Source organism: Brevibacillus sp. FW306-2-1A-C05A (genome assembly GCF_058781555.1).
On sequence record NZ_JBYSWV010000066.1, the window covers coordinates 1 to 18,594 of the forward strand.

At 49.2% G+C, this 18,594-nt stretch carries 25 protein-coding genes; all 25 read left to right on the forward strand.

Annotated elements, in window-relative coordinates; all coding sequences use genetic code 11:
* The first annotated feature begins 189 nt into the window (after positions 1-189).
* The 25 genes from cpaB to AC3WJN_RS23975 all read left to right on the forward strand — a co-directional run bounded on the left by cpaB (position 190) and on the right by AC3WJN_RS23975 (position 18,404).
* On the forward strand, positions 190-918 hold the full coding sequence (gene cpaB, locus AC3WJN_RS23855) for a Flp pilus assembly protein CpaB (RefSeq protein ID WP_005831499.1): 729 nt from the start codon (positions 190-192) through the stop codon (positions 916-918).
* Positions 915-2,318, forward strand: a complete 1,404-nt coding sequence (locus AC3WJN_RS23860; protein WP_007786431.1) for a CpaE/TadZ family protein — start codon at positions 915-917, stop codon at positions 2,316-2,318. Before cpaB ends, AC3WJN_RS23860 begins: the two co-directional genes overlap by 4 nt.
* A gap of 9 nt (positions 2,319-2,327) precedes the next feature.
* A complete protein-coding gene (locus tag AC3WJN_RS23865; protein WP_005831496.1) occupies positions 2,328-3,809 on the forward strand; it encodes a TadA family conjugal transfer-associated ATPase in 1,482 nt (493 codons plus the stop codon).
* A 28-nt stretch (positions 3,810-3,837) separates the two neighbouring features.
* Positions 3,838-4,722: a type II secretion system F family protein gene (locus AC3WJN_RS23870; protein WP_035317546.1), complete on the forward strand. Its 885-nt coding sequence runs from the start codon at positions 3,838-3,840 to the stop codon at positions 4,720-4,722.
* A gap of 4 nt (positions 4,723-4,726) precedes the next feature.
* Positions 4,727-5,635 carry a type II secretion system F family protein gene (locus AC3WJN_RS23875; protein ID WP_007786429.1) on the forward strand — a complete coding sequence of 303 codons (909 nt, stop codon included), beginning with the start codon at positions 4,727-4,729 and terminating at the stop codon, positions 5,633-5,635.
* A gap of 67 nt (positions 5,636-5,702) precedes the next feature.
* Positions 5,703-5,879: a hypothetical protein gene (locus AC3WJN_RS23880; protein WP_007786427.1), complete on the forward strand. Its 177-nt coding sequence runs from the start codon at positions 5,703-5,705 to the stop codon at positions 5,877-5,879.
* On the forward strand, positions 5,876-6,370 hold the full coding sequence (locus AC3WJN_RS23885; RefSeq protein ID WP_005831488.1) for an A24 family peptidase: 495 nt from the start codon (positions 5,876-5,878) through the stop codon (positions 6,368-6,370). The genes AC3WJN_RS23880 and AC3WJN_RS23885 overlap by 4 nt, the downstream gene beginning before the upstream one ends.
* Complete coding sequence (locus tag AC3WJN_RS23890; protein ID WP_005831486.1) at positions 6,370-6,789, forward strand: TadE/TadG family type IV pilus assembly protein; 420 nt, start codon at positions 6,370-6,372, stop codon at positions 6,787-6,789. Before AC3WJN_RS23885 ends, AC3WJN_RS23890 begins: the two co-directional genes overlap by 1 nt.
* The gene (locus AC3WJN_RS23895; RefSeq protein ID WP_007786425.1) at positions 6,786-7,295 is read left to right on the forward strand and encodes a hypothetical protein; all 510 of its coding nucleotides are present in this window, start codon (positions 6,786-6,788) and stop codon (positions 7,293-7,295) included. The genes AC3WJN_RS23890 and AC3WJN_RS23895 overlap by 4 nt, the downstream gene beginning before the upstream one ends.
* A gap of 97 nt (positions 7,296-7,392) precedes the next feature.
* The gene (locus AC3WJN_RS23900) at positions 7,393-8,010 is read left to right on the forward strand and encodes a DUF4046 domain-containing protein (protein ID WP_005831482.1); all 618 of its coding nucleotides are present in this window, start codon (positions 7,393-7,395) and stop codon (positions 8,008-8,010) included.
* Positions 8,011-8,118: 108 nt separating this feature from the next.
* Positions 8,119-8,397 (forward strand): hypothetical protein, encoded by a 279-nt coding sequence (locus tag AC3WJN_RS23905; RefSeq protein WP_005831480.1) that lies wholly within the window; start codon positions 8,119-8,121, stop codon positions 8,395-8,397.
* Positions 8,398-8,552: 155 nt separating this feature from the next.
* Positions 8,553-9,317, forward strand: coding sequence for a hypothetical protein (locus AC3WJN_RS23910; protein ID WP_005831478.1), 765 nt, complete (start codon positions 8,553-8,555; stop codon positions 9,315-9,317).
* 2 nt (positions 9,318-9,319) lie between these two features.
* Positions 9,320-10,192, forward strand: a complete 873-nt coding sequence (locus AC3WJN_RS23915; RefSeq protein WP_327953830.1) for a P-loop NTPase family protein — start codon at positions 9,320-9,322, stop codon at positions 10,190-10,192.
* Positions 10,189-10,977: a CpaB family protein gene (locus tag AC3WJN_RS23920; RefSeq protein ID WP_005831475.1), complete on the forward strand. Its 789-nt coding sequence runs from the start codon at positions 10,189-10,191 to the stop codon at positions 10,975-10,977. Before AC3WJN_RS23915 ends, AC3WJN_RS23920 begins: the two co-directional genes overlap by 4 nt.
* Positions 10,974-12,092 (forward strand): CpaE/TadZ family protein, encoded by a 1,119-nt coding sequence (locus tag AC3WJN_RS23925; protein WP_005831473.1) that lies wholly within the window; start codon positions 10,974-10,976, stop codon positions 12,090-12,092. The genes AC3WJN_RS23920 and AC3WJN_RS23925 overlap by 4 nt, the downstream gene beginning before the upstream one ends.
* Entirely contained in the window at positions 12,092-13,441 is a 1,350-nt protein-coding gene (locus tag AC3WJN_RS23930; RefSeq protein ID WP_005831471.1) for an ATPase, T2SS/T4P/T4SS family, read from the forward strand. Before AC3WJN_RS23925 ends, AC3WJN_RS23930 begins: the two co-directional genes overlap by 1 nt.
* On the forward strand, positions 13,438-14,337 hold the full coding sequence (locus AC3WJN_RS23935) for a hypothetical protein (protein WP_007786417.1): 900 nt from the start codon (positions 13,438-13,440) through the stop codon (positions 14,335-14,337). The genes AC3WJN_RS23930 and AC3WJN_RS23935 overlap by 4 nt, the downstream gene beginning before the upstream one ends.
* On the forward strand, positions 14,337-15,176 hold the full coding sequence (locus tag AC3WJN_RS23940; RefSeq protein WP_005831467.1) for a hypothetical protein: 840 nt from the start codon (positions 14,337-14,339) through the stop codon (positions 15,174-15,176). Before AC3WJN_RS23935 ends, AC3WJN_RS23940 begins: the two co-directional genes overlap by 1 nt.
* 202 nt (positions 15,177-15,378) lie before the next feature.
* On the forward strand, positions 15,379-15,579 hold the full coding sequence (locus AC3WJN_RS23945) for a hypothetical protein (protein WP_005831465.1): 201 nt from the start codon (positions 15,379-15,381) through the stop codon (positions 15,577-15,579).
* Between the two features lie 169 nt (positions 15,580-15,748).
* Positions 15,749-16,156, forward strand: a complete 408-nt coding sequence (locus tag AC3WJN_RS23950) for a hypothetical protein (protein WP_005831463.1) — start codon at positions 15,749-15,751, stop codon at positions 16,154-16,156.
* A gap of 3 nt (positions 16,157-16,159) precedes the next feature.
* The gene (locus AC3WJN_RS23955; RefSeq protein WP_005831460.1) at positions 16,160-16,312 is read left to right on the forward strand and encodes a hypothetical protein; all 153 of its coding nucleotides are present in this window, start codon (positions 16,160-16,162) and stop codon (positions 16,310-16,312) included.
* Positions 16,312-16,728, forward strand: coding sequence for a hypothetical protein (locus AC3WJN_RS23960; RefSeq protein WP_005831458.1), 417 nt, complete (start codon positions 16,312-16,314; stop codon positions 16,726-16,728). The genes AC3WJN_RS23955 and AC3WJN_RS23960 overlap by 1 nt, the downstream gene beginning before the upstream one ends.
* A gap of 124 nt (positions 16,729-16,852) precedes the next feature.
* Positions 16,853-17,371 (forward strand): hypothetical protein, encoded by a 519-nt coding sequence (locus AC3WJN_RS23965; protein ID WP_369750413.1) that lies wholly within the window; start codon positions 16,853-16,855, stop codon positions 17,369-17,371.
* 196 nt (positions 17,372-17,567) lie between these two features.
* Entirely contained in the window at positions 17,568-17,879 is a 312-nt protein-coding gene (locus tag AC3WJN_RS23970) for a DUF3986 family protein (RefSeq protein ID WP_007786408.1), read from the forward strand.
* Between the two features lie 27 nt (positions 17,880-17,906).
* On the forward strand, positions 17,907-18,404 hold the full coding sequence (locus AC3WJN_RS23975) for a YpjP family protein (protein ID WP_005833716.1): 498 nt from the start codon (positions 17,907-17,909) through the stop codon (positions 18,402-18,404).
* Positions 18,405-18,594 lie beyond the last annotated feature (190 nt).

Here is an 18,594-nt window from a genome sequence, read left to right on the forward strand (position 1 = left end):
GCTGACGAATACTAATCGGTCGAGGACTTATCCACACACTCTTAGCAAACATGCAGATCCAGTTTTCAGGGAATGAACGAATATAGTTAGTGAAGAACCGTGCAGAAATATCTGCACGGTTTTTTTGTTGTTTCTTTTTTTGTCCCAACCCCTTCCTTTACGCTAGTAGCAATTGAGAGGAGGGAGAGAATGTCAGTTCATCCGCTGCGGTTATTGGCCCTGTTACTATTGGCGACATGTATCGGAATCGGTGCCTACACCATTTTAAAACCGCATGATGTGACTTATATTCAGTTGCGGCCAACGGTGGAAAAAGAAAGCGGACAATTGTTGGAGGCAAAAGATATGGAGCCGCTGACCTTGGCATTGGAAGGTCTTTTTCAAACAACTTCTGATCCCATTCCAGGACTGATTCCATGGACAGAGGCACAGGACCTGATCGGGCTGCCCTTTTCGCGTCAAGTGAAGGGAGGAAGACCTTTGTTGCCAAGTGATTTGGAGCTAGGCAATCAGAAGGGAAACGAAGCCTCGTTGGGAGACAAAAGAACCGGGATGAGCATTCCGGTGGATAATGTGGCAGGCGTCTCACCGCACATTTCCGCAGGAGAAAGAGTGCATGTCTACGCCTCGTTTGAAGATGAGGCAGGGGCGCACTCCGGTTTACTCCTGCAAAATATGCCTATTTTGGCCGTTCAACGGGAGATGGAAGGAGATCAACCGAAATTGCAGGCTGTTACCCTTTCTTTGACGAGAGAAGAGGCCGTTTTGCTAACGCATGCTCTTCATTACGGCAAGATCAGATTGGGGCTGGCTGCGGTAATGGACGACCACAAGGCGGGAATAGGCGATGCCAGCTTCGCCGCTGAGTTGATGAAAACCAAAAAACGAAGGGGCTTGGAAAAGGAGGAACAAGGGTGAAAAGGCGATTACTCATTGTAGACGATGATCGAGAGGCAACGCGTCTGCTAGCCAACCAGCTTGCGGGCAGTCAGTTGATCGAAATATGCGGGGAGGCTGCCAGCGTAGACGAAGCATGGGCAAAGCTGCAGCAATCCAGGCCGGATCTCGTTCTTTTGGGAGGTGTAAAAGAAACGGAAAGAGGCGTTTTGTGCCAGCAATTCCGCCTTGCTTTTCCTCATCTGTCTTTTATAGCAGCATGCTCGGCCAATGAGCTGGTGTGGGAGCCGTTTTTTCGAAACCTGGGTATTTGGGTAATCGCCAAACCGGTACAATCCGGACAAGTGGAAGCGCTAGCCATGATGGCTCAGAGCCCGGGCTTGGACGCCAGGATTCCAGCACAGCCTCCGCAACATTTTCCCAAAGAGCAACAAGGAGGCATGATTGACCCGCAAGACCAGTTTGCAGAACCTTCACCGGCGTTCAACGGTCAAACCAAGGCAGGGATCAAGCACCTCATTACGGTGTACGGCCCAAAAGGCGGCGTCGGAAAAACGTTTATTTCGCGCGAACTGGCGATCTTTTTTTCCACGCAAAAAAAGGAAGGGCGCCCTTTGAAAGTGCTGGCAGTCGATTTCAATCTCGACTTGGGGACGTTCGCCACCACATTGAATCTGCCCAGAACGCCCAATTTGTTTACGTGGGTACAAGATCTCGATAGCCAGCTCCACGCATTTGCTCAAAAGCGCGGCCTAGACCCGTATGCTGTCCGGCAAAAGGAATGGCAGGAGCTTGCTTCCGTGTTGCCGCTGTCTCCACAGCAGATCGAAAAGTACGTCGTTGAGCATACGGAATCGGGTTTGGGCGTGCTTACTTCCCCGAGAGATATTCGGCAAAGCTTTGAAATTCGCGATTATCATTTGTATCTCATCCTGGAGACGCTCAAACAGAGTAGCTACGATGTCATTTTGATTGATACTGCGCCCGATACGACTGATGCGACGATCCAAGCCCTCTTTTTTGCCGAGCATGTTGTGATGGTAGGCACTCCTGTAGTGGATTCGATCGAAAACATTCAACGCTTGCTGAAGCTGCTGAGAGAAGCAGAGTATCCGGAAGAGCGAATCCAGGTGTGCATGAACCGCTTGCAGCGAAAAGAAATGTTTACGCTGGAAGAAATCCGGGCTTATTTTCAGCTCCATCCAAGCAAGAGGATTTTTTCCATTCCTGACGATGGAGAAGTGAAAAAGTCGATTAACACAGGGGTTCCAGTCATGATGCAAGCCGGGCGAAGTGCCGCCAGGGAGGCCATTGAAACGTTAGGAAAGGCATTGTTTCCGGTTGACGAAGAAACAAAAAAGCCCGCTGTAAAAGGGAAGCAGAGCGAGAAGCCATCCCTTTTGCGCTGGTTGTGGGGCTAGGGAGGCGCTATGTTCGACAAACGACAATTGCTGGGGATATCCAATCAGTTGCCAAGAGGCCAGGAGCAGCGAACGATCGGGCGGGAAACGTCCGGGCCGCCTGCTACGTTGTTTGAAAAAAAGCAAGAGCCTGCCCCCAGTCAGGAGCGGTCGATTGGCAGCGAGGCAGAAACGTTTGTTCGTACCCAAATTGTGGAGAAGTACGGCAGGCGTTTGTGGGAGGATAAGCATTCTCCCGCCTTCAAGAAAGAGCTGACAGCCGACATCAGAATGCTGTTGGAGTCGCAGGTGCCGCTTTCGTCCATGCATTTGGAGGCGGAAGTAAAACGACTGCTGCATTCCTTGACTGGCTGGGGAGCGCTTGATGAGCTATTGGAGGACCGGGATATTACGGAAATTTTGTTTCATCGCCATAATTATCTGGTAGTGGAACGCAAAAGTACCGGAAGGCTGGAAAAGCACGAGGCTGTCGTATTTCGCGACGAAGAAGAAATGCTGCAGTTGCTGGAACAAATTGCTGCGACGATGGGCCGGGAGTTTAATGAGACAAAGGCGGAGCTGCATACACAGCTTCCTGACGGCTCAAGGGTGGCAGCCACGCATCGTTCCATTTCGCCGGACGGGCACACGCTCACCATTCGCAAACACCGCGAGCTGCTGAGTGAAAGCGACTATTTGCGTTACGGGTCGATTTGCGCACCGATGCTCTTGTTTTTGCAAAGAGCCGTCGGTTTATCCAGAGCGTCCGGGATCGTCAGCGGAGGAACAGGCTCAGGCAAAACCCATATGCTGAACCTCATTTCCCAATACGTTCCTGAACATTTGAGCATCATCACGATTGAAGACGTGCTCGAGCTGAAGCTGCAGCATCCTTTTGTCCGCAGGCTTTTGGCAAAGCCGGCCAACTACGAAGGAAAAGGCGGCTTCTCCATTAAGGATTGCGTACGTTTATCGCTGCGCAAGCGTCCTGACGTCATTATGGTGGGCGAGACACGGGGCGGGGAAATTGTCGATATGCTGTGGGCGATGAATACGGACCACCCCGGTAGCTGGAGTACAGCGCATGCAAACTCGCCGCGAGCCTTGGTCGACTCTACGTTGCCGATTTTGTTTGGCAAGGCAGATGAAGTGTACAGTGCTGAGGAACGCAATCTGATGATTGGCTCGGCGTTGGATTTGATTGTCCAGGTAAAGCGGTTTGAGGAGGACGGCAGCCGCAAAGTGGTTGCCATCACGGAAGTTGTCGGCACAGGCCAATCGCACGAGGAATGGATAAAACGAGCGTGCAACGTCAAGCAGGTTGTGCCGGACCGGGTGTATTTGCAAGATATCTTTGTGTATGAAGCGACGGGGATCCAGGACGGAAAAGTAAAAGGGCATTTCAAGTGGACAGGCTATAGGCCTGAACGAATCATCAAGCGCTGGCAGGAAAAAGGATTGTCGCGGGAAGCAATTGAGGAAGTATTTTTTACAACGCCGATACAAGTCTAGGAGGGAAGGGACTTTGGCTGACATCAGCATGCCTGTCGCCATAGGAATTGGTTTTGCCACATTTTTGCTCGTCATTCCGCAAAACATGTATGTCCGTGAGCGAGCGGGCAAGCACGAGATTGTGGGATTGCTTCAGCGGGACAGAAAAACGGTCTGGAATCGGTTGGAGGAAAGGCTGGCGAAGTCACGCTCAGGCTGGGGAATCAACCAGTATGTCACGCTGTCTTTTTTCTTGGGGGTTCTGTCGTTTGGGATAAGCAGCCAACTACTGCAATCGTGGTGGCTGGCGCTTCCCGCCTTGCTTGCTGGCGTCTTGTTTACAGAGCGTTTGGTCAGCGTGTGGGGAGCCAAACGCAAAGACAAATTTGAGGCTGGCAATATAAAAGCGATCCGCCTGATGGCAAGCTCGCTGCGTACGTCGCCCTCTTATTTGCATGCTTTTGAGCAGGTTGCGGCAAGCCCATTTTTAGACGGGATTGTAACGGCAGAGTATAGGCGAATTGTCGAGCTGCTCCGGGCACAGGTGCCATTGGAGCACGTTATGAATGACTTTTACGAGCGAACGGGATCAGCCGATGTCAAATATTTGGCTACGATTGTGCAAATCCAGCGAGAAATGGGTGGAGACATGGCGAAAACGTTGGATTTGGCGGCTTCCTCCATTTTGCGCCGCAGACAGTCGCTGCGCAGGCAAAAAGCCGCTATGGCCCAAATTGTCGCGCAAGTGAATCTTTTGAGCGTGATGCCCTTCATCTTCATTTTGGCGCTGTATGCAAACAATCCGCATCATTTTGATTCGCTGACAGCAACCGTAGGGGGGCGACTGCTCATTTTAGCGTGCCTGGCGAGTATTTTGCTAGGGGGAGAAGCGATTCGCTACATGGCGCACAAAAGTGTGCACCGGGGAGGGTGAGCGTATGCTTGTGATTTGCGCTCTGATTGGGTTTGCCATCTTTCTTTATGGACTCCCTGCTTGTCTGGGCAAGGGAGCTTCTTTTTTCTCTAGCTTGTTTAGTCGAATTGAAATCGAGCAGCAGGCAGAGCTCGATCAAGCATTCGAGCGCCGACAAGCTCGCTGGACACTGGTTCGTCTGCTGGAAAGACACCCGCCGCTTCTGCAGCGGTTATGCAGATGGACGGGCATCCATGCTTCCAAAACGGAAGAAATCATCTCGCGGCTCCACCTGCCGATTCGTTTGGTCGAAGTGGTTTTGGCGAGGCTGATTTGCATGTGTCTGGTCGCCTCCTCTCTGTTAGCTCTTTTGCTGAAGCTGGCCCAAGGGGAAATGCTCGGGATAAAAACAGGGTATCCGTTGATGCTCAGCTTGGGGCTGTATTTGTTGCCGACGTTTTATCTCGACTGGATGGATAAGCGGGCAAAAGCGGAAATACGCGAACAAGTGCCCGTCTTTTTTGGGATCGTCCAATCGTTGGTCGAGGCAGGTATGCCGCTGCAAGGGGCGGTAAAGCAGACGGCTCGTCGCTTCAATGCCAGGCTGGGCCAAGAGCTTGCCAAACTGGAGGTCGCGGAAAAACGGCATGGATCGTGGAGAAAAGCATTGGAGGAACTGGCATTCTGCTGGGAGGTCGATACGCTGACCACGATCGCTTTGGAGATGAATGAGGCAGTCACCAAGGGCGTCAGCATTTCGCAAATGCTGTCCGTGCAAATCGAGGAACAGGTGAGGCAGCAAGAGGATGAAGCAGCAGCTCATATGAACCGTTTGAACATTCGCCTGCTCCCTTTTGTGATTTTGTTTATGGGGGTTCCTTTGTTATTTCTCGTGATGGGCCCGGCATTGATGGGCATCGGAGAGCGGTTGTAAATATTTTTGCAAGGCTGCGCTGTCTTTTGGCAAAGTGAAAGTACGATCTGATAAAGGAGTGAAAGAGATGTTATTTATCGCAAGCTATTTCCAACGCTTTTGGAGCGAGGAAGACGGCGTAACGATTGTGGAAATGGTCATCATTGTGGCGGTGATCCTTATCTTGATTATTCCGACGCTGGCATCATTGGGGGAAGCTGAAGACGCCAAGCTGAAGGAACTGCAAGAAAAGATCAGCAAATGACAAATGTGCTTGTAGGCGGTCTGCTGACAATCGCCGCATGGTTTGACTGGAGGCATCGCAAAATTCCTAATACGCTCACGTTTTCCGCGATTGTGCTTGGATTTTGCTATCAGTGGCACACTGGATCGTTGTGGACGTCGTTATCAGGTGTGATGGGGGCATTTCTGCTGGCGGCCATCCCTGTAGCCAGCAAGGGCATGGGAATGGGTGACTTGAAGCTGCTCATGGCGATTGGGGCATGGAGCGGCTGGGCAGAGGTGTATCCGCTATTTCTTCACTCGATAGTTTTGTGCATTTTATTTGTCTTGCTTTATCCGCGCAGATGGTCCCGATTGGGAAAAAATTTGTTTGTGATGGCAGTGGGATGGACGGCGCATCGGCAGCTTTGGCTTCCCGGCGTAGAGAAAACGGCGTTCGCTTTTCCTTACGCCGTATTTTTGCTGGGTGCTTTTTTGCTCCGCCAGATGCTGCATAAGGTGGGGGCAGCCTGATGAAAACAATGCTGAGGCGATGGTTGCGGGACGAGCAGGGCAGTCAATTGATTGAGTTTGTCTTGATTTTTCCATTGGTTTGGCTGCTGATCGTGTTTTCGTTCGATCAGTTCACGATTTTGTACAACCGCCAAAAGGCTTTGGCAGCGGCATACGAGGCTGGCCGAATCGCTGCTGTGCAGCCCAATTTTGGACTGGCAAAATACCACGCGAGAGAGAGGGGCATGGCCGAGCTTGACCAAGGCATGGAGGTTGCCGAGCGCGATATTGTGCTGGAGCTGGACGGAGGCGGCTGGAAAAAAGGAAACCACTTTAAAGCTGAGGCGAAGGTGAGTTTTCGCTTGCTTGCCACGGGCGCGGTTTATGAGCTGTCCGAAAGCTATTACATGATGGTCGAAAATGCGGAGGACAAAAAATGACCGGGCTGTGGCAGCTTGCGGAGATACGCGCAAAAGAAGAGAGCGGGGCCACGATGATTACGATGCTCTTTTTTCTCTTCTGTTTGGGCAGCTTGTTGTCTTTGCTGTTGTTTTCGGAGCAGGCCGATTTTTTGGAAATGAACGTTCAGCATACTGCCGATCTGGTGACCAAAGGAGCGCGGGCTGCAGGTTTGTGGGAGTACACGGATACTGATGGGGAGACGCAGAGCAGACTTTATGCAACCAGTCAGGAAGCCGAGCAGGCAGATGCTGAAGTAATCAGGGGCGCTCGTGAGGAAGCAGCTATTTTATGGCGGCTGAACAAGTCCTCACTGGAGAGCAGGGCTGCCGGGGTTTCCGCCGTGCATCAAAAAGGGGAGCGTGCCTATTTGTATCGGCAAGGCATTTATCATTTGCAAGTAGAGGTAGAGCAGCGCATTCCTGTGTTTTGGGAAGAGCTGGATGTAAAAATAGCTCGTGTCTCGCAATCGGGAGTGTATGACTAAAGGGCTGGATAACGAAGCCGAGCACTGTTATTTTTGTCCCAATCACTCGTGGTAATTTAGGAGTATATTCCAAAAATAGGGATAGGAGTGAGGGGCAGTGCCGTCCAAAATTGTCGATCGGTACAAACGCATTCTTAACGGAGAGCAGAAACGCTTTTCCCCGTATGAATTTGAAGATGCGCAGTACCGCAAGCAGAAGGTCCAGTTAATCGTCCGCTATGCGATAGAAAACGTCAAAAAGTGGACGCCTGAGCAGGCGAGACGCGAGTTGAGTCTGGAGGATATAAAGCAATTGAAGCTGCATTTGATCCGCGAGTACATCGAGCCGCCGATCGAGGCAAAGGCGGAAGATGTGTACTACATTGTGGAGTATGCCTACCCGCATCTGCCTCGCCTGCCGGAGAAGCAACGGGTGCTGTGGGTTTATCAGGAGGTATTGTCAGGCATTCGCCGCCATTTTCCTCCTGCCTATTTCCAGAGCGTCAAGGGCGAGGAGCGCGCCAAAGTGTGCGTCGATTACATGTGCCAGCACTTGCTGAAGCTGTCTGATATGCGCGAGCTGCCCAGACTGTTCAGCAAGACGGAGCGGGCTTATTCGCTCCTGAAAAAATTCAAACTGAAAATTCTTGTCGATACGCTGTACTTTTCTCCTTTCGACATGGTGACGGAGATGTACCCGGAACTGAGCGATCCGGTTTATTGGGAAGCTGAGTAAAAATATTTGCCAACGCCCTCTGTCTTTTTTTACGGTATACATAGTTTCATTGGCTTATAAGCACATGAAACGGCCGTACTCTACAGGTGAGAGAAGGAGGCGTTGCGCATGGCAACAGTAGAGGCTCACCACCAGCGCTCTGCATCCGTGGAGCAGCTTCTTGGGCGGCATGTACGCTATCAGAAGCACAAGCCCGGCAGGCACCTTTCATTGGAAAGGCTGCCGCTGGGAAGTTTCCAAATCGAAAGCTTTCATCGATTTGGGGACAGGGTTGTACTCAATGACGGGCTGATTGTGATGGAGAATGCTCCAACCGTCATCGAGCGGGGAGGAAGAATTGCACTGCTTTTCGCTACAGGAGAGGAGCTTTACCTGTGGGCTGAGTAGTGCGAAAAAATCGCCCTTGCACGGATGCGTGCGGGGCGATCCAAAATTCACAAACCCGTTACAAAAATTGACAAAAAAGATTTGACGAGTGACGAAAGATGTTACAAAATGTCTATTATTATATAAAGTTGTAAAAAATTAGGGGGTGCTTTAACGTGTTGGCAAAGAGCGCAATCGAACTGGTCAACCGCTGCTATCAGGAGACAAATGGTCTGAAATTGGTGTCATTGGAAGAACTGAAAGAGGCATTTATCGCTTACGTTTTCGGCGACTACCAGGAGGAGTTCATGGTTCAGTATGATCTGGAAGAGTTTTATGAACATCTGAATCAGCTCCAACTGTCCAACTGCCGCAGAGACTTTGATAAGGCAGTAGAGGAATGGTATATCGTCGAGTATGGAAACGGTTATAGCGATGCGAACTATCACGACATTCTGTTCACGCTGGTGAAAGACGCAGTGGTGCAGTACCAATCGCAAAATCGGACAGCACTCATCCGAGACGTAACCAAACTTTTAACCATGCCAGATGGATTTGTCGCCAGGTGGAAGAGCGGCTTGCTGAAAGAACGTTCACTGCCTCACTACTTTAAATACTTGATGAAGCTGGGGGTTCGCAGTCAGACAGATATTGAAACATTGGTTGATATGTGGCTGCTTGAATACCCAAACGCCTTTGATAAAAAGCAGCAGGAGTTGTTCGCCAACCCACCGCGCAGAGGGAGACCGAACAATGTAGAGCTAGCGCTGCTCATTGACCTGGCAACCAAAGTCAAGCCGGAAATGACCCCACAAGAGCGGGAGCGTCTGCGGAAAATTTACTACTACCACCGCAAGTCACTCACTGTCAGGGAAATGGTTGAGAAATTCGAGAAATACCTCATGGGAAAAAATAAATCGAATGATTCCCAGGTGGGGTAGTCATGTTTCACCAAATGAGCCGTTTCGTCTCCAAATTCCGTGATTTGGAACAGCAGGAGTTTACGCATACTTCCGAAGAAGAACGGCAATGGAGACTGCTCAAGGAAAAGCTGGCTTCCCCTCATACGGTGGAACAGCAAGAGGCGATCATGCGCAAATGCATCGCTGTAACCAGCTTGTACCCGCAGGCAGGCGCCAGTTTTGTGGCCGGCAATATTGCGTACGCCTGGGCGGGACAAGGAATACCCGTGACGCTCTGCGAGATGCCAAATCAAACTTCTTACTTCTACTTCGCTCTTGATTACGAACGCAGAGTTCGATCACTCAAGAATTTTTCTCCGACATCATTGCTCCTCATGCAAAATAACCAACTTCGCATCCAGATCGACACCCCTTTTCATGGTCAGCAAGAATCTTCCCGCATGGATATAGCCAACTGGATACTTCGAGTAAGCAAAGACAGTCCGATTGTTTTCATAGATATCTCTTCTCACTGGAATCAAAGCGAGGCAAGGCAAATTTTCGAAATAGCTGATGAAGTGTGGGTTGTTTTTGATACAGATATCGCACGTCTTACTCGCTTGTTCCTGGTAGAGACAGCCCCGAGCTGGTGGGTGACAGAGAAAAGCAAATTGAGATTTATCGCAAACAAATGGAATGCACATTTTGCGCGTTCAACTGTCATGAAAAAAGTAAAAGGGACGCTCTCACTCTGGGGCCAGACCTTTCCGCAAATTGATTACCAGATTCCACTCGTTGATGAAGAGAAAGCCGCGATGGCACACGTAAAGGCCAACTTTTTGCTGGAGCTTTTTCCAGAACAAGAAAGTGAGTTTCAATCGCTGATTTACGCTCACAAAGGAAGGGTGTTATGAAAAAGCAAACGATGCTCGTTATCTGCCTGATCTCGTTTCTCCTGGCAGGCTCCTCCTTCTATGCAGCCACCCAGTATATTGATGCGCTGGCAACGGAAAAACTGTTTGCCCCAGTCGTAAAAGTGGCTGCCGGAAAGGAAATTTCTCCTTTTGAGCCGATTACAGAAGACGATGTGGTACTAGTACAGGAAGAAATTGATGAAATCCTCCCAGAAGCGGCACGAGATATAACTGCTGTGATTGGCAAAAGGAGTACGCAAACCATTTATCAAGGTGAGCAACTGTTAACAACCAAGCTGACAGATTCACAGCTTCTGCCGGAAAAAGGTGAGGCGCGGTATGAGTTTCCATTGCTCTCGATTCAGCCTTTGACAGAGCTGCGCAAGGGCGACCACGTGAAAATCTGGGTCAAGTACAAGAGCCTGGCCGAATTGCAGGATTACCCTGAGCCTGTGCAATTCAAAAAGACGAATGACACGGCGGAGTTTCTGTTTGAGAGCCAACTGGCCAGCGTAAGAGACAGCAATGGCACCGAGATCTACACTCTGAAACCAAGCCTGTTGCCTTCTCCAGATCAGATGGATGCGGTCTTCAACGGCTCTCGCGAAAAGCCTCAGTCGAATAGCGAGAAAAAATATCACGATTATCGGGTGCAGCCCACCGCACTACCTGCTTTTCTAGGATTCAATCTAACGGATCGAGAGTACGTGATCCTTAACGAAGCAATGTCATACGGCATGCTGCAGGTAGGCCATATCATGGTTTCAAAGGAGCAAGCGTCATGAAAATTTTAGTTTGTTATCCGATGAAGTCGTTAGCCAAGACGTATATGCCGACTGCGAGCGAGGTGTTGGTGGCTGAATCATCTGAGGAGTTCCCCCGGTTGGCTCACCTGTACCAGCCGGACGCGACCGTCGTTTTTTCCGAGATGTATGCAGCACCTGCGTGGGAATGGCTTCCCTCCGTTCGAAGCGTACTGCCTGCTCACTCTCCGCTGATTATCGTTCCATTGTATCGGGATGAGCAAATCATTGCCCAAGTCACAGAGAAACTGGAGCTTGAAATGGTGTACGTACTGTCTGCCCAGCTTTCACAGGAAGAGATTCGCAGCAAAATCAGCCTGATCCTGGGCTTTGTCCATGAAAGGAAGGAACACCAAAGCAGCGAAAGCGGCGGCCAGGTCTACGCCCTCATGAGTTATGGCGCATCGGGAATTACTACGTTTTGCATCAATTACCCGATTTTGCTCGCCAGACAGTACCCGACCAAAAGTATTGCCGTTCTTGACATGAACGTTGCAAAACCCGATTTAACCCGCTTTTTCAAGCTTCAGCAGCATCAGTTATCTCTGTTTCGTCCAAATTTATTGGATTACCAGACAGCACTTAGGCGAAACTGGCGCAGCGTCTGCAAACAGAGCGCTCATATGCCCAATCTGTATTACGCGCACGCAGCCAGCAAATGGCGGAGTGCGGAGCTAAGCAATATGCTTGCGGCTTTTCGCCTGCAATTCGACCATGTGTATGTCGACTGGGGGTACTGCTTCCCGGAGTCAGAGACCATGCAGCGTTTGCTTTTCACGGCTGATCGCAATCTGTTGTTTGTTCGCGCTGATCCCTTTGGCATCGAAAGCGCGAAAGAGTGGCTTAAGCATTGGCGAGAAAAAGGTGTACAGTGCGAGGTTTTGCTAAGCCATCAGGAGCCAGGCCAGCCTTATCGGATTGGAGAAGATATCCCGCTCTACGGTGTGGTTCCTCGCATATCGCCAAGCAGGCTGATGCAATCCCAGCGAAGCAGCAGTGTGTTGATCGAAGAGTTTTTCCCGCCCAAATCGTACATCAGCAGTCTCAAGGAAATTGCCAAAGCAGACCTTGCTGAAAAAAGCGTGGTGTACAGTTGATGAGAATAGCAGAGCTGAACAGGGGCACAGCCAATTTGCACGACATTGAGGAAATAAAGCAGGCGGCTCGAGATTACTTGAATCACTTTGGCAAAACGCGCGAAGAAAAGCTGGAGATGCAGCAAATTCTCTCTTTGGCCGAGCAAGGAGACCGCGACAGCCACAACCATATTATTTTGCGCTTGCAGCATTACTTTGAAGAAGTGCTCAAGCGTCCGATATCAGAGGAAATTTTGCCGCATGTCAACGGCTACGAAGGCCTTGTGTTTTCGACCTATGGCTGGGGAATACTTGACGCCGTTCTGCATTTGTCTCCGTGGGTAGAAGAAGTGCGGATAGGCGCTGATCGACGAGTAGCGTACCTGGAACAAGGAGTGAAAAAGTTTCTCTCTTACACTCCTACCTGGAAGGAAGTCGAGATACTTCAACAAAAGCTGACGAATGCTGCCGGTCTGTCTTTTAACGAGAAAAAACCTCGTCTGAGCGGGTATCTCCATGCTCTTAAAGCTCGGTTAACCATGTTTACTTTTCCATATTCAAGAGTGCCCACGATTCTTGTCAGGCGGTTCACGACTCCGGATTTCTCGCTTGACCAGCTTCGGACACAGCCTCGGCCGACTTTTGACGAGCCTGTGCAATGGCTGCTCGAACAGCAAGTGCACGGACGGGGCAACGTTCTTGTCATTGGACCGATGGCTGCCGGGAAAACAACCTTGATGATGTGCATGTTGAAGCTCAAGGACCCGCTGACAGAGTACATTACCATTTTCGAAAGCGAGCATGAGATGCGATTCGCCGATGTATGGCCGGGCGAAGTCATTGAACTGCAAAATGTGGAAGAAATCGGCATTGAGCTGAGCAACTGCTTCAAAGATATGTACCGTTCAACAGCCAATACGATTTTGATCGGTGAAATCCGCGAGCCGATCGAAGCGTACCATTTTGTCAATGCGGGAATCAGAGGGACGGATGCTACGATTGCGGCAATGCATGAACGTTTTCCCCATAAAGCTTTACATGACCTGACAGACCTCGTTTATCAGTATGGGGGACGAAGTGTCGAGTTGACGCAAGAAAGGATCAGCAGGGCAGTCAATTTTGTAAACTCGCTTACCTATCGAAATAACGGTCACCGTTTTGTCGATGCCATTCATGTTACGGAATGGAACGACACTTTCAATCGCGTCGAATCGATCCCGCTAGTCAGTCGCAATGTGCAAACGGGTGCATATGAATGGACAGGAAAGCAGCTAAGTCCTCATCTGGTGGAGTATATGTGCTACGTCGGGAGAGCGAACATTGATGTATTGAAAGAACTACGTCTTACTGATCTGGGCAGGCAGCTATGATTTATTCGCTACTCATTCCGATGGTCGTCTGTCTGTTTATCGGTTTTATGTTCACCGGAGTGTACTTGTACCATAACTGGACTGCTCCCCGAGTTTTCTTTCCCCGCACGGTAGAAGCATGGAGAGAAAAATTTTTGCAGCATGCCACCAGGCGGATGCTGTATGAGCGATACGATCGGTGGTGTCAGATAGGGGGAGGTACACCCGAGGCTCATCTGCTGCTTTCCTTGATTGGTGGTGTCGCGGGATTTGCTTCGGGAGTCTTGCTGGGCAACCTGATTGTCTCTCTGTCTTTGTTTCTCTTGTTTCTTTTACTGCCTACTCTTTTGCTGTACGCCCGTTATACGGTTCGGATCAACAAAAAAATCAGTTCATTTTGCCGCTTTGTGGAGCTTTTTGCCCGCTATTATAACAGCCGGAAAAATATTGTGCTGACTTTTCGGGAAATGATTGAAGAATGTCCGAAGGAGCTTCTGCCAGATTTGCTCCTGCTGAACAACACCCTTGCCGATGGCGGGAATCCTACAGTAGCGGTAGAACGCTTTGCGCAAAGGCTGGATCATCCATGGGCATTTGATTTTGCCATGTACATCGCCAGTGGGTTGGAGGGAGAGACCGAAGACATTCAGGTACCTCTGAACCGATTGACGAATGAAATGTTTGTGCAGCAGGACGAAAAACATGAGCGGGACAGCGAAATATACTCGATCTGGATCAGCCTTTTAATCGTCATTGCCATCTGCATATGCTTGATTCCTTACAACCAGGGATTGTTGAAAGATTCGTATCGGCTTTATTTTTACACCCCTGACGGACAGGCTATTTTAGCGCTGGCGGTAACCGTCTGGTCATTCTCCATCCTGCTTGCGTTCATTTGGGGGAGGAGGTATCGGTAATGCAGTTGCTCGTCATGTACACGTGGTTGGGTTTGGGTTCTTTATTTATGTTTCTCGCTGTCTTCTTCGTCGGAAAGTATTTGGTGCAAAGCCAAAGGCCTGCGCTGTTCATCTCTGCGAAGTGGTGGAAAAAGTGGGAGCGGACGGTCAAATCTGCCGAAGATGAACAATGGGAACAGTTGCTTTCCCGGGCAGGGAGGCCATTTGGTTGGGGAAAAGCCGAGTGGCTGTTTCTGCAACTGCTGTGTGGAAGTGCCGTTTGCATTCTCGTTCTTCTCTGGGCAATTTTGTGCCGTGTTGAATCATTTCCGCTTTTGTCGATGTGTCTTGCTTCGGGAGGGGGGTACTTCCTTCCGTACCTGGCTCTGAAGATGTGGGCGGGCAATCGCGAGGATATGCTGAGCACAGACATAGCCCGCTTCATCAACCGTTATGTAACCTTGCTGGAAAATCAGGTGCCTGTCTACAATGCCATGGTAAAAGCGGCAAGACCTACGAGAAAGCTGAAAGAGTATATCCCAACTTTGTCAGAGTGGAACAAAGATCCGGATGAAGCGTTGGAAAGCTTCAAACGCAAGCTGGGGGTCGATGATGGCGTTATTCTCGTTTCCAGCATGCGCACTATTGAGCAGCTAAGCGCGGGACAAGTCAGTGTAACGATGCAGCGCATGGAATGGGCCGTCGATCAGCGCAGGATGTTTCGCCATCGCAAAAAAATAAAATCGCTAGGTATCGGCTACAGTGTCATCGTTTACCCGGCTTTTTACATGGGGTTGTTGGTTGCTATGTTTCCCTGGTACAAGCTGCTGACAGAAATTTTGGCCAAGTATTTAACCTAAAGGGAGGCTAAGCGCTTGACCAAACTGTTGTCCATTATCATGTGCATCGTATTCACTTTGGGAATCATCGTGTCAAGCCTCTCGCACATCAACGCATCAGTTGTTCAGGATGGCGGACTGCGAGATCGAGCAGTTGATTGGATTGATAAAGCGATACCGTAGCATGGCTTTTCTAGTTAACTACTAAAAGGAGAGTGCCACAATGTCGAAAATGTTTTTTATTTTCCTTGCGTGCGTCATGGTCCTGGGGATCGGTGTCAGCTCTTACGGCAATGAACTATCGCCCGCTGCAAACGATTCTGCCGAAAGCATTAACCGTTCCATCACATCACTGAATTACGACACAAGAAATGAAAACATCAACTTCAAAATGCAGAACGGCACAGCCTATACGTCAAACTGATGCTGCACCATCATGTTTTTCTCATTATCGTCGTAATGGCAGGGAGCTTGTGCGCGTTCCTATGGAACTTGCAGCCAGAAGAACAGCTTCGTGAGACTCAACAGGAAAGGGTGTATCGAGCTGCGACGGTTATCTTTCATTAAAAAAGAAAACAGTCGTCTCGTAAGCGATGGTCAAAGCAAAAGTATTTCTCGTTTGCCTGATGGTGCTGCTGTTCGTAATTTCCGGAGTAGGAGCCTACCATCTGTACGCCATGGAGAGAGCCATTGCTCGTGGCATCTATGCGGATATTCTCGATGACATGCAGGATATCGGCTATTTGGACCCGGCTTTGGCAGAATACTATACCAAAAAAATGGCCGAGCTTGGCTGGGACGTAACAGCAGATGTATTTGCGGGTAGCTGGCCGCGAACGATGGGAGAGCGGGCACGTAAAGAGCAAAAAGAGTCCGTCACGCTTACCGTTACGGTTACGCCGTCCAACGTGGCAAAATGGCTGAATGCATTTGTGGAGGGCGATACTGCCTTTTCTTTTACAGGGAGCCGCCCCTCCGAATATTTTGACCCAGGGTGGTAGTCCATGAATAAAATGATTAGCATGTTGGTTTTGCTTGTTCTCGTACTGCCTCTTACGGTGGGGGTGCTTTTTACAGGTCCCGACAACCTCCTGTCGGCTTGCAAGCAGTTTTTCGGTGATCTGCTCGTCCAGGTGACGAGATTCGGTACAGCCTGATGGGACAGCTTGTTGCCGTTATTCTCAATGTCATGCTGTTGTTGATGGTGAGTCTGGGGCTATTGCAGGTACACACGGTCGTGCAGGCGGAAAATGAGCTGATGGAGGTCAGCGCTGCTGCTACAAAATACATCAGCAACCGCGGAGGGACCAATGAAAGCTTGCTGCAGGAGGAAGTGCGGGCTTTTATCGCAAAGGAACTGGCGGAAAAGCGGTTTTCCTTGTCCGAGCGGGAGATCTCTGTAAGTGTGACGCGCACGCATTCGGCCGATCCTGTTTTATGGAGTCATGCAGACGAGTTTTCCCTTGTTTTGACCATTCCCTATCCCGGTTTTACTTCATGGATTCTCGCACCTGCTGAAACGTTGCAGGTCACTCGCCAGGGGACGATTAACGTCATGGACTACGATCTGTAAACATGTGCACTCTCGATAGACGAGAGGACTGCATTAGGAGGATATTCATACGGGGATTAACATTTTATCTATATCGGCGCTGTTGCTTTTTTTGCTGATCGGTACGTTTGTCGTCGATGCTGATATGGCGATGCAGAAAAAAACGGAAATAAAAATGCTGCTGGAGCTGGCCAATCATCATGCCACCTTTGCAATTGATCCTGTCTTGAAGACAGAGGGCGTCATCGATTTGCTGGAAGACGAGGCGCTACAGCGCTTTGACCGCAGGATGAGCGAAAATGGCGGGTATCAGCGCCAGCTCCATTCATACGTGCCAGGAGCGAAAAGCGTGACCACCGACCCGATTCCATTTGTGCGTCATTACGTGGATTTCCGCGCTTGGCGGCAGGATCTGACGTTGCGGCTGCAGTACAACGGAGACAGCTTCGTCACCGTGAGCGCGACGCCAGGAGCTGTCCGCCAAGGGGGCGGTCAACTGCAAATTACAGTTGTGACCGAGCGGGGAGAAGAGCTGCAGCTCGCTCCGAAAAAGATGGTGGGACCGTCCCACATCGTTGTCGCTTACGTGGACGAGAGGCCGTTCCTGCCGATGCTGCCTGGGCATTCCTTTCCAGTGGTTTCGGTGGAGGAAGTGAAGTTTTAGCTTGAGGCGGCTCTGGTGCTCTGTCCATCGATGCCGCCATCGTCTGCTGGACTGACTGTCAAGCACTGATTTTTAGATTAAACCAAAAAATATTAACTTTTTTATGATTGTTTGACAAATTTTTACAAACAACGACATTGTGAATTTATTAACATATAATTATGTCGGTATATTTACAATTAGGAGTGTGGGTTGCGTGTTGGACTGGGAGAAAGTTGAACAAGAGTATTTAACAGATCGTCACTTCCATCTTACATACTGTGAGGATGGGTACGATATCGAAGGAAGCGTTTGGAAAAAGAAAAATAGTCAGGGATGGGATGTATTATTTTCTGATAACTTTCATGATCTAGGTTCATCAGATACATCAGAAGATATAGTTATCTTTCATTATGAAAAAGATGAACTGGATGTAGAAGAGATTAACAATCTGTTTGCCAGTTGGGTAAATGAGGTCTTGTTACCTCGTGCTAAGGATAAGTCGCAATATAAATATCAGGAGATGTAAGAATAGAATGGAGGATGCACGTTTCATATGTTCAAAAAGATAACAGCGCTACTATTAGCTATAGCTGTATTTACTGGTTGTGTAGGGATTTCTGAAGTGGCTTCTGCCAAAGAATTTAAAACACAATCAAGTCCTGTTGTGGACTCCAAGAATAAAGTTGAATTAAAGAGTAATAAAGAAAAAAGAGTTGCACCAATTGTTGCTAGAATTATTGTGTCAGCCGCAGGATATGCCGTCAAAAAACTTGGAAAAAAGGTAGCAGATGATGTTTGGCCGGTAGTCAAAAGAAAGCTAGATGATTTGTTAGAAAAAGCTGAGGATATCTCGATAAAAGGCCCTGGTGGCGGAGAAAGGGTCTTTGCAATATTCGATAAAAATAAAGAAATTTTCCGTTTGGATGCTAAGTTATTAAAAAAACCGGATGGCTATTACCTGTGGGTTCATTACCATATTACCCCTGATATGTCTGAACATCATGATATTGCTGAAATTTATATGGGCAAAAATAAGCCAGCCGGATGGTAATGCATATCTTTTTTTGATAGGTAATCTGACCAAATATTTCCTGGTGTGTACTCTTTAAGTGACCTATGCACAATTAGTTAGGTTAAAAATGCCGACAAGAGTAGTAATTCATTTTAGGACGTGTCTGAAAACTAAAGAAAATGTGGTATGATTTAGGAAAAACGAATGGAGCAACGAGCATGATTCAAAG

Excerpts from the sequence above, each read along its gene's own strand:
- AC3WJN_RS23960 (WP_005831458.1), top strand. The coding sequence starts at position 16,312 with ATGGGACAGCTTGTTGCCGTTATTCTCAATGTCATGCTGTTGTTGATG.
- AC3WJN_RS23965 (WP_369750413.1), top strand. The coding sequence starts at position 16,853 with ATGGCGATGCAGAAAAAAACGGAAATAAAAATGCTGCTGGAGCTGGCC.
- AC3WJN_RS23975 (WP_005833716.1), top strand. The coding sequence starts at position 17,907 with ATGTTCAAAAAGATAACAGCGCTACTATTAGCTATAGCTGTATTTACT.
- AC3WJN_RS23955 (WP_005831460.1), top strand. The coding sequence starts at position 16,160 with ATGAATAAAATGATTAGCATGTTGGTTTTGCTTGTTCTCGTACTGCCT.
- AC3WJN_RS23865 (WP_005831496.1), top strand. The coding sequence starts at position 2,328 with ATGTTCGACAAACGACAATTGCTGGGGATATCCAATCAGTTGCCAAGA.
- AC3WJN_RS23885 (WP_005831488.1), top strand. The coding sequence starts at position 5,876 with ATGACAAATGTGCTTGTAGGCGGTCTGCTGACAATCGCCGCATGGTTT.
- AC3WJN_RS23930 (WP_005831471.1), top strand. The coding sequence starts at position 12,092 with ATGAGAATAGCAGAGCTGAACAGGGGCACAGCCAATTTGCACGACATT.
- AC3WJN_RS23940 (WP_005831467.1), top strand. The coding sequence starts at position 14,337 with ATGCAGTTGCTCGTCATGTACACGTGGTTGGGTTTGGGTTCTTTATTT.
- AC3WJN_RS23895 (WP_007786425.1), top strand. The coding sequence starts at position 6,786 with ATGACCGGGCTGTGGCAGCTTGCGGAGATACGCGCAAAAGAAGAGAGC.
- AC3WJN_RS23925 (WP_005831473.1), top strand. The coding sequence starts at position 10,974 with ATGAAAATTTTAGTTTGTTATCCGATGAAGTCGTTAGCCAAGACGTAT.
- AC3WJN_RS23945 (WP_005831465.1), top strand. The coding sequence starts at position 15,379 with ATGTCGAAAATGTTTTTTATTTTCCTTGCGTGCGTCATGGTCCTGGGG.
- cpaB (WP_005831499.1), top strand. The coding sequence starts at position 190 with ATGTCAGTTCATCCGCTGCGGTTATTGGCCCTGTTACTATTGGCGACA.
- AC3WJN_RS23935 (WP_007786417.1), top strand. The coding sequence starts at position 13,438 with ATGATTTATTCGCTACTCATTCCGATGGTCGTCTGTCTGTTTATCGGT.
- AC3WJN_RS23875 (WP_007786429.1), top strand. The coding sequence starts at position 4,727 with ATGCTTGTGATTTGCGCTCTGATTGGGTTTGCCATCTTTCTTTATGGA.
- AC3WJN_RS23950 (WP_005831463.1), top strand. The coding sequence starts at position 15,749 with ATGGTCAAAGCAAAAGTATTTCTCGTTTGCCTGATGGTGCTGCTGTTC.
- AC3WJN_RS23905 (WP_005831480.1), top strand. The coding sequence starts at position 8,119 with ATGGCAACAGTAGAGGCTCACCACCAGCGCTCTGCATCCGTGGAGCAG.
- AC3WJN_RS23890 (WP_005831486.1), top strand. The coding sequence starts at position 6,370 with ATGAAAACAATGCTGAGGCGATGGTTGCGGGACGAGCAGGGCAGTCAA.
- AC3WJN_RS23870 (WP_035317546.1), top strand. The coding sequence starts at position 3,838 with ATGCCTGTCGCCATAGGAATTGGTTTTGCCACATTTTTGCTCGTCATT.
- AC3WJN_RS23915 (WP_327953830.1), top strand. The coding sequence starts at position 9,320 with ATGTTTCACCAAATGAGCCGTTTCGTCTCCAAATTCCGTGATTTGGAA.
- AC3WJN_RS23880 (WP_007786427.1), top strand. The coding sequence starts at position 5,703 with ATGTTATTTATCGCAAGCTATTTCCAACGCTTTTGGAGCGAGGAAGAC.
- AC3WJN_RS23920 (WP_005831475.1), top strand. The coding sequence starts at position 10,189 with ATGAAAAAGCAAACGATGCTCGTTATCTGCCTGATCTCGTTTCTCCTG.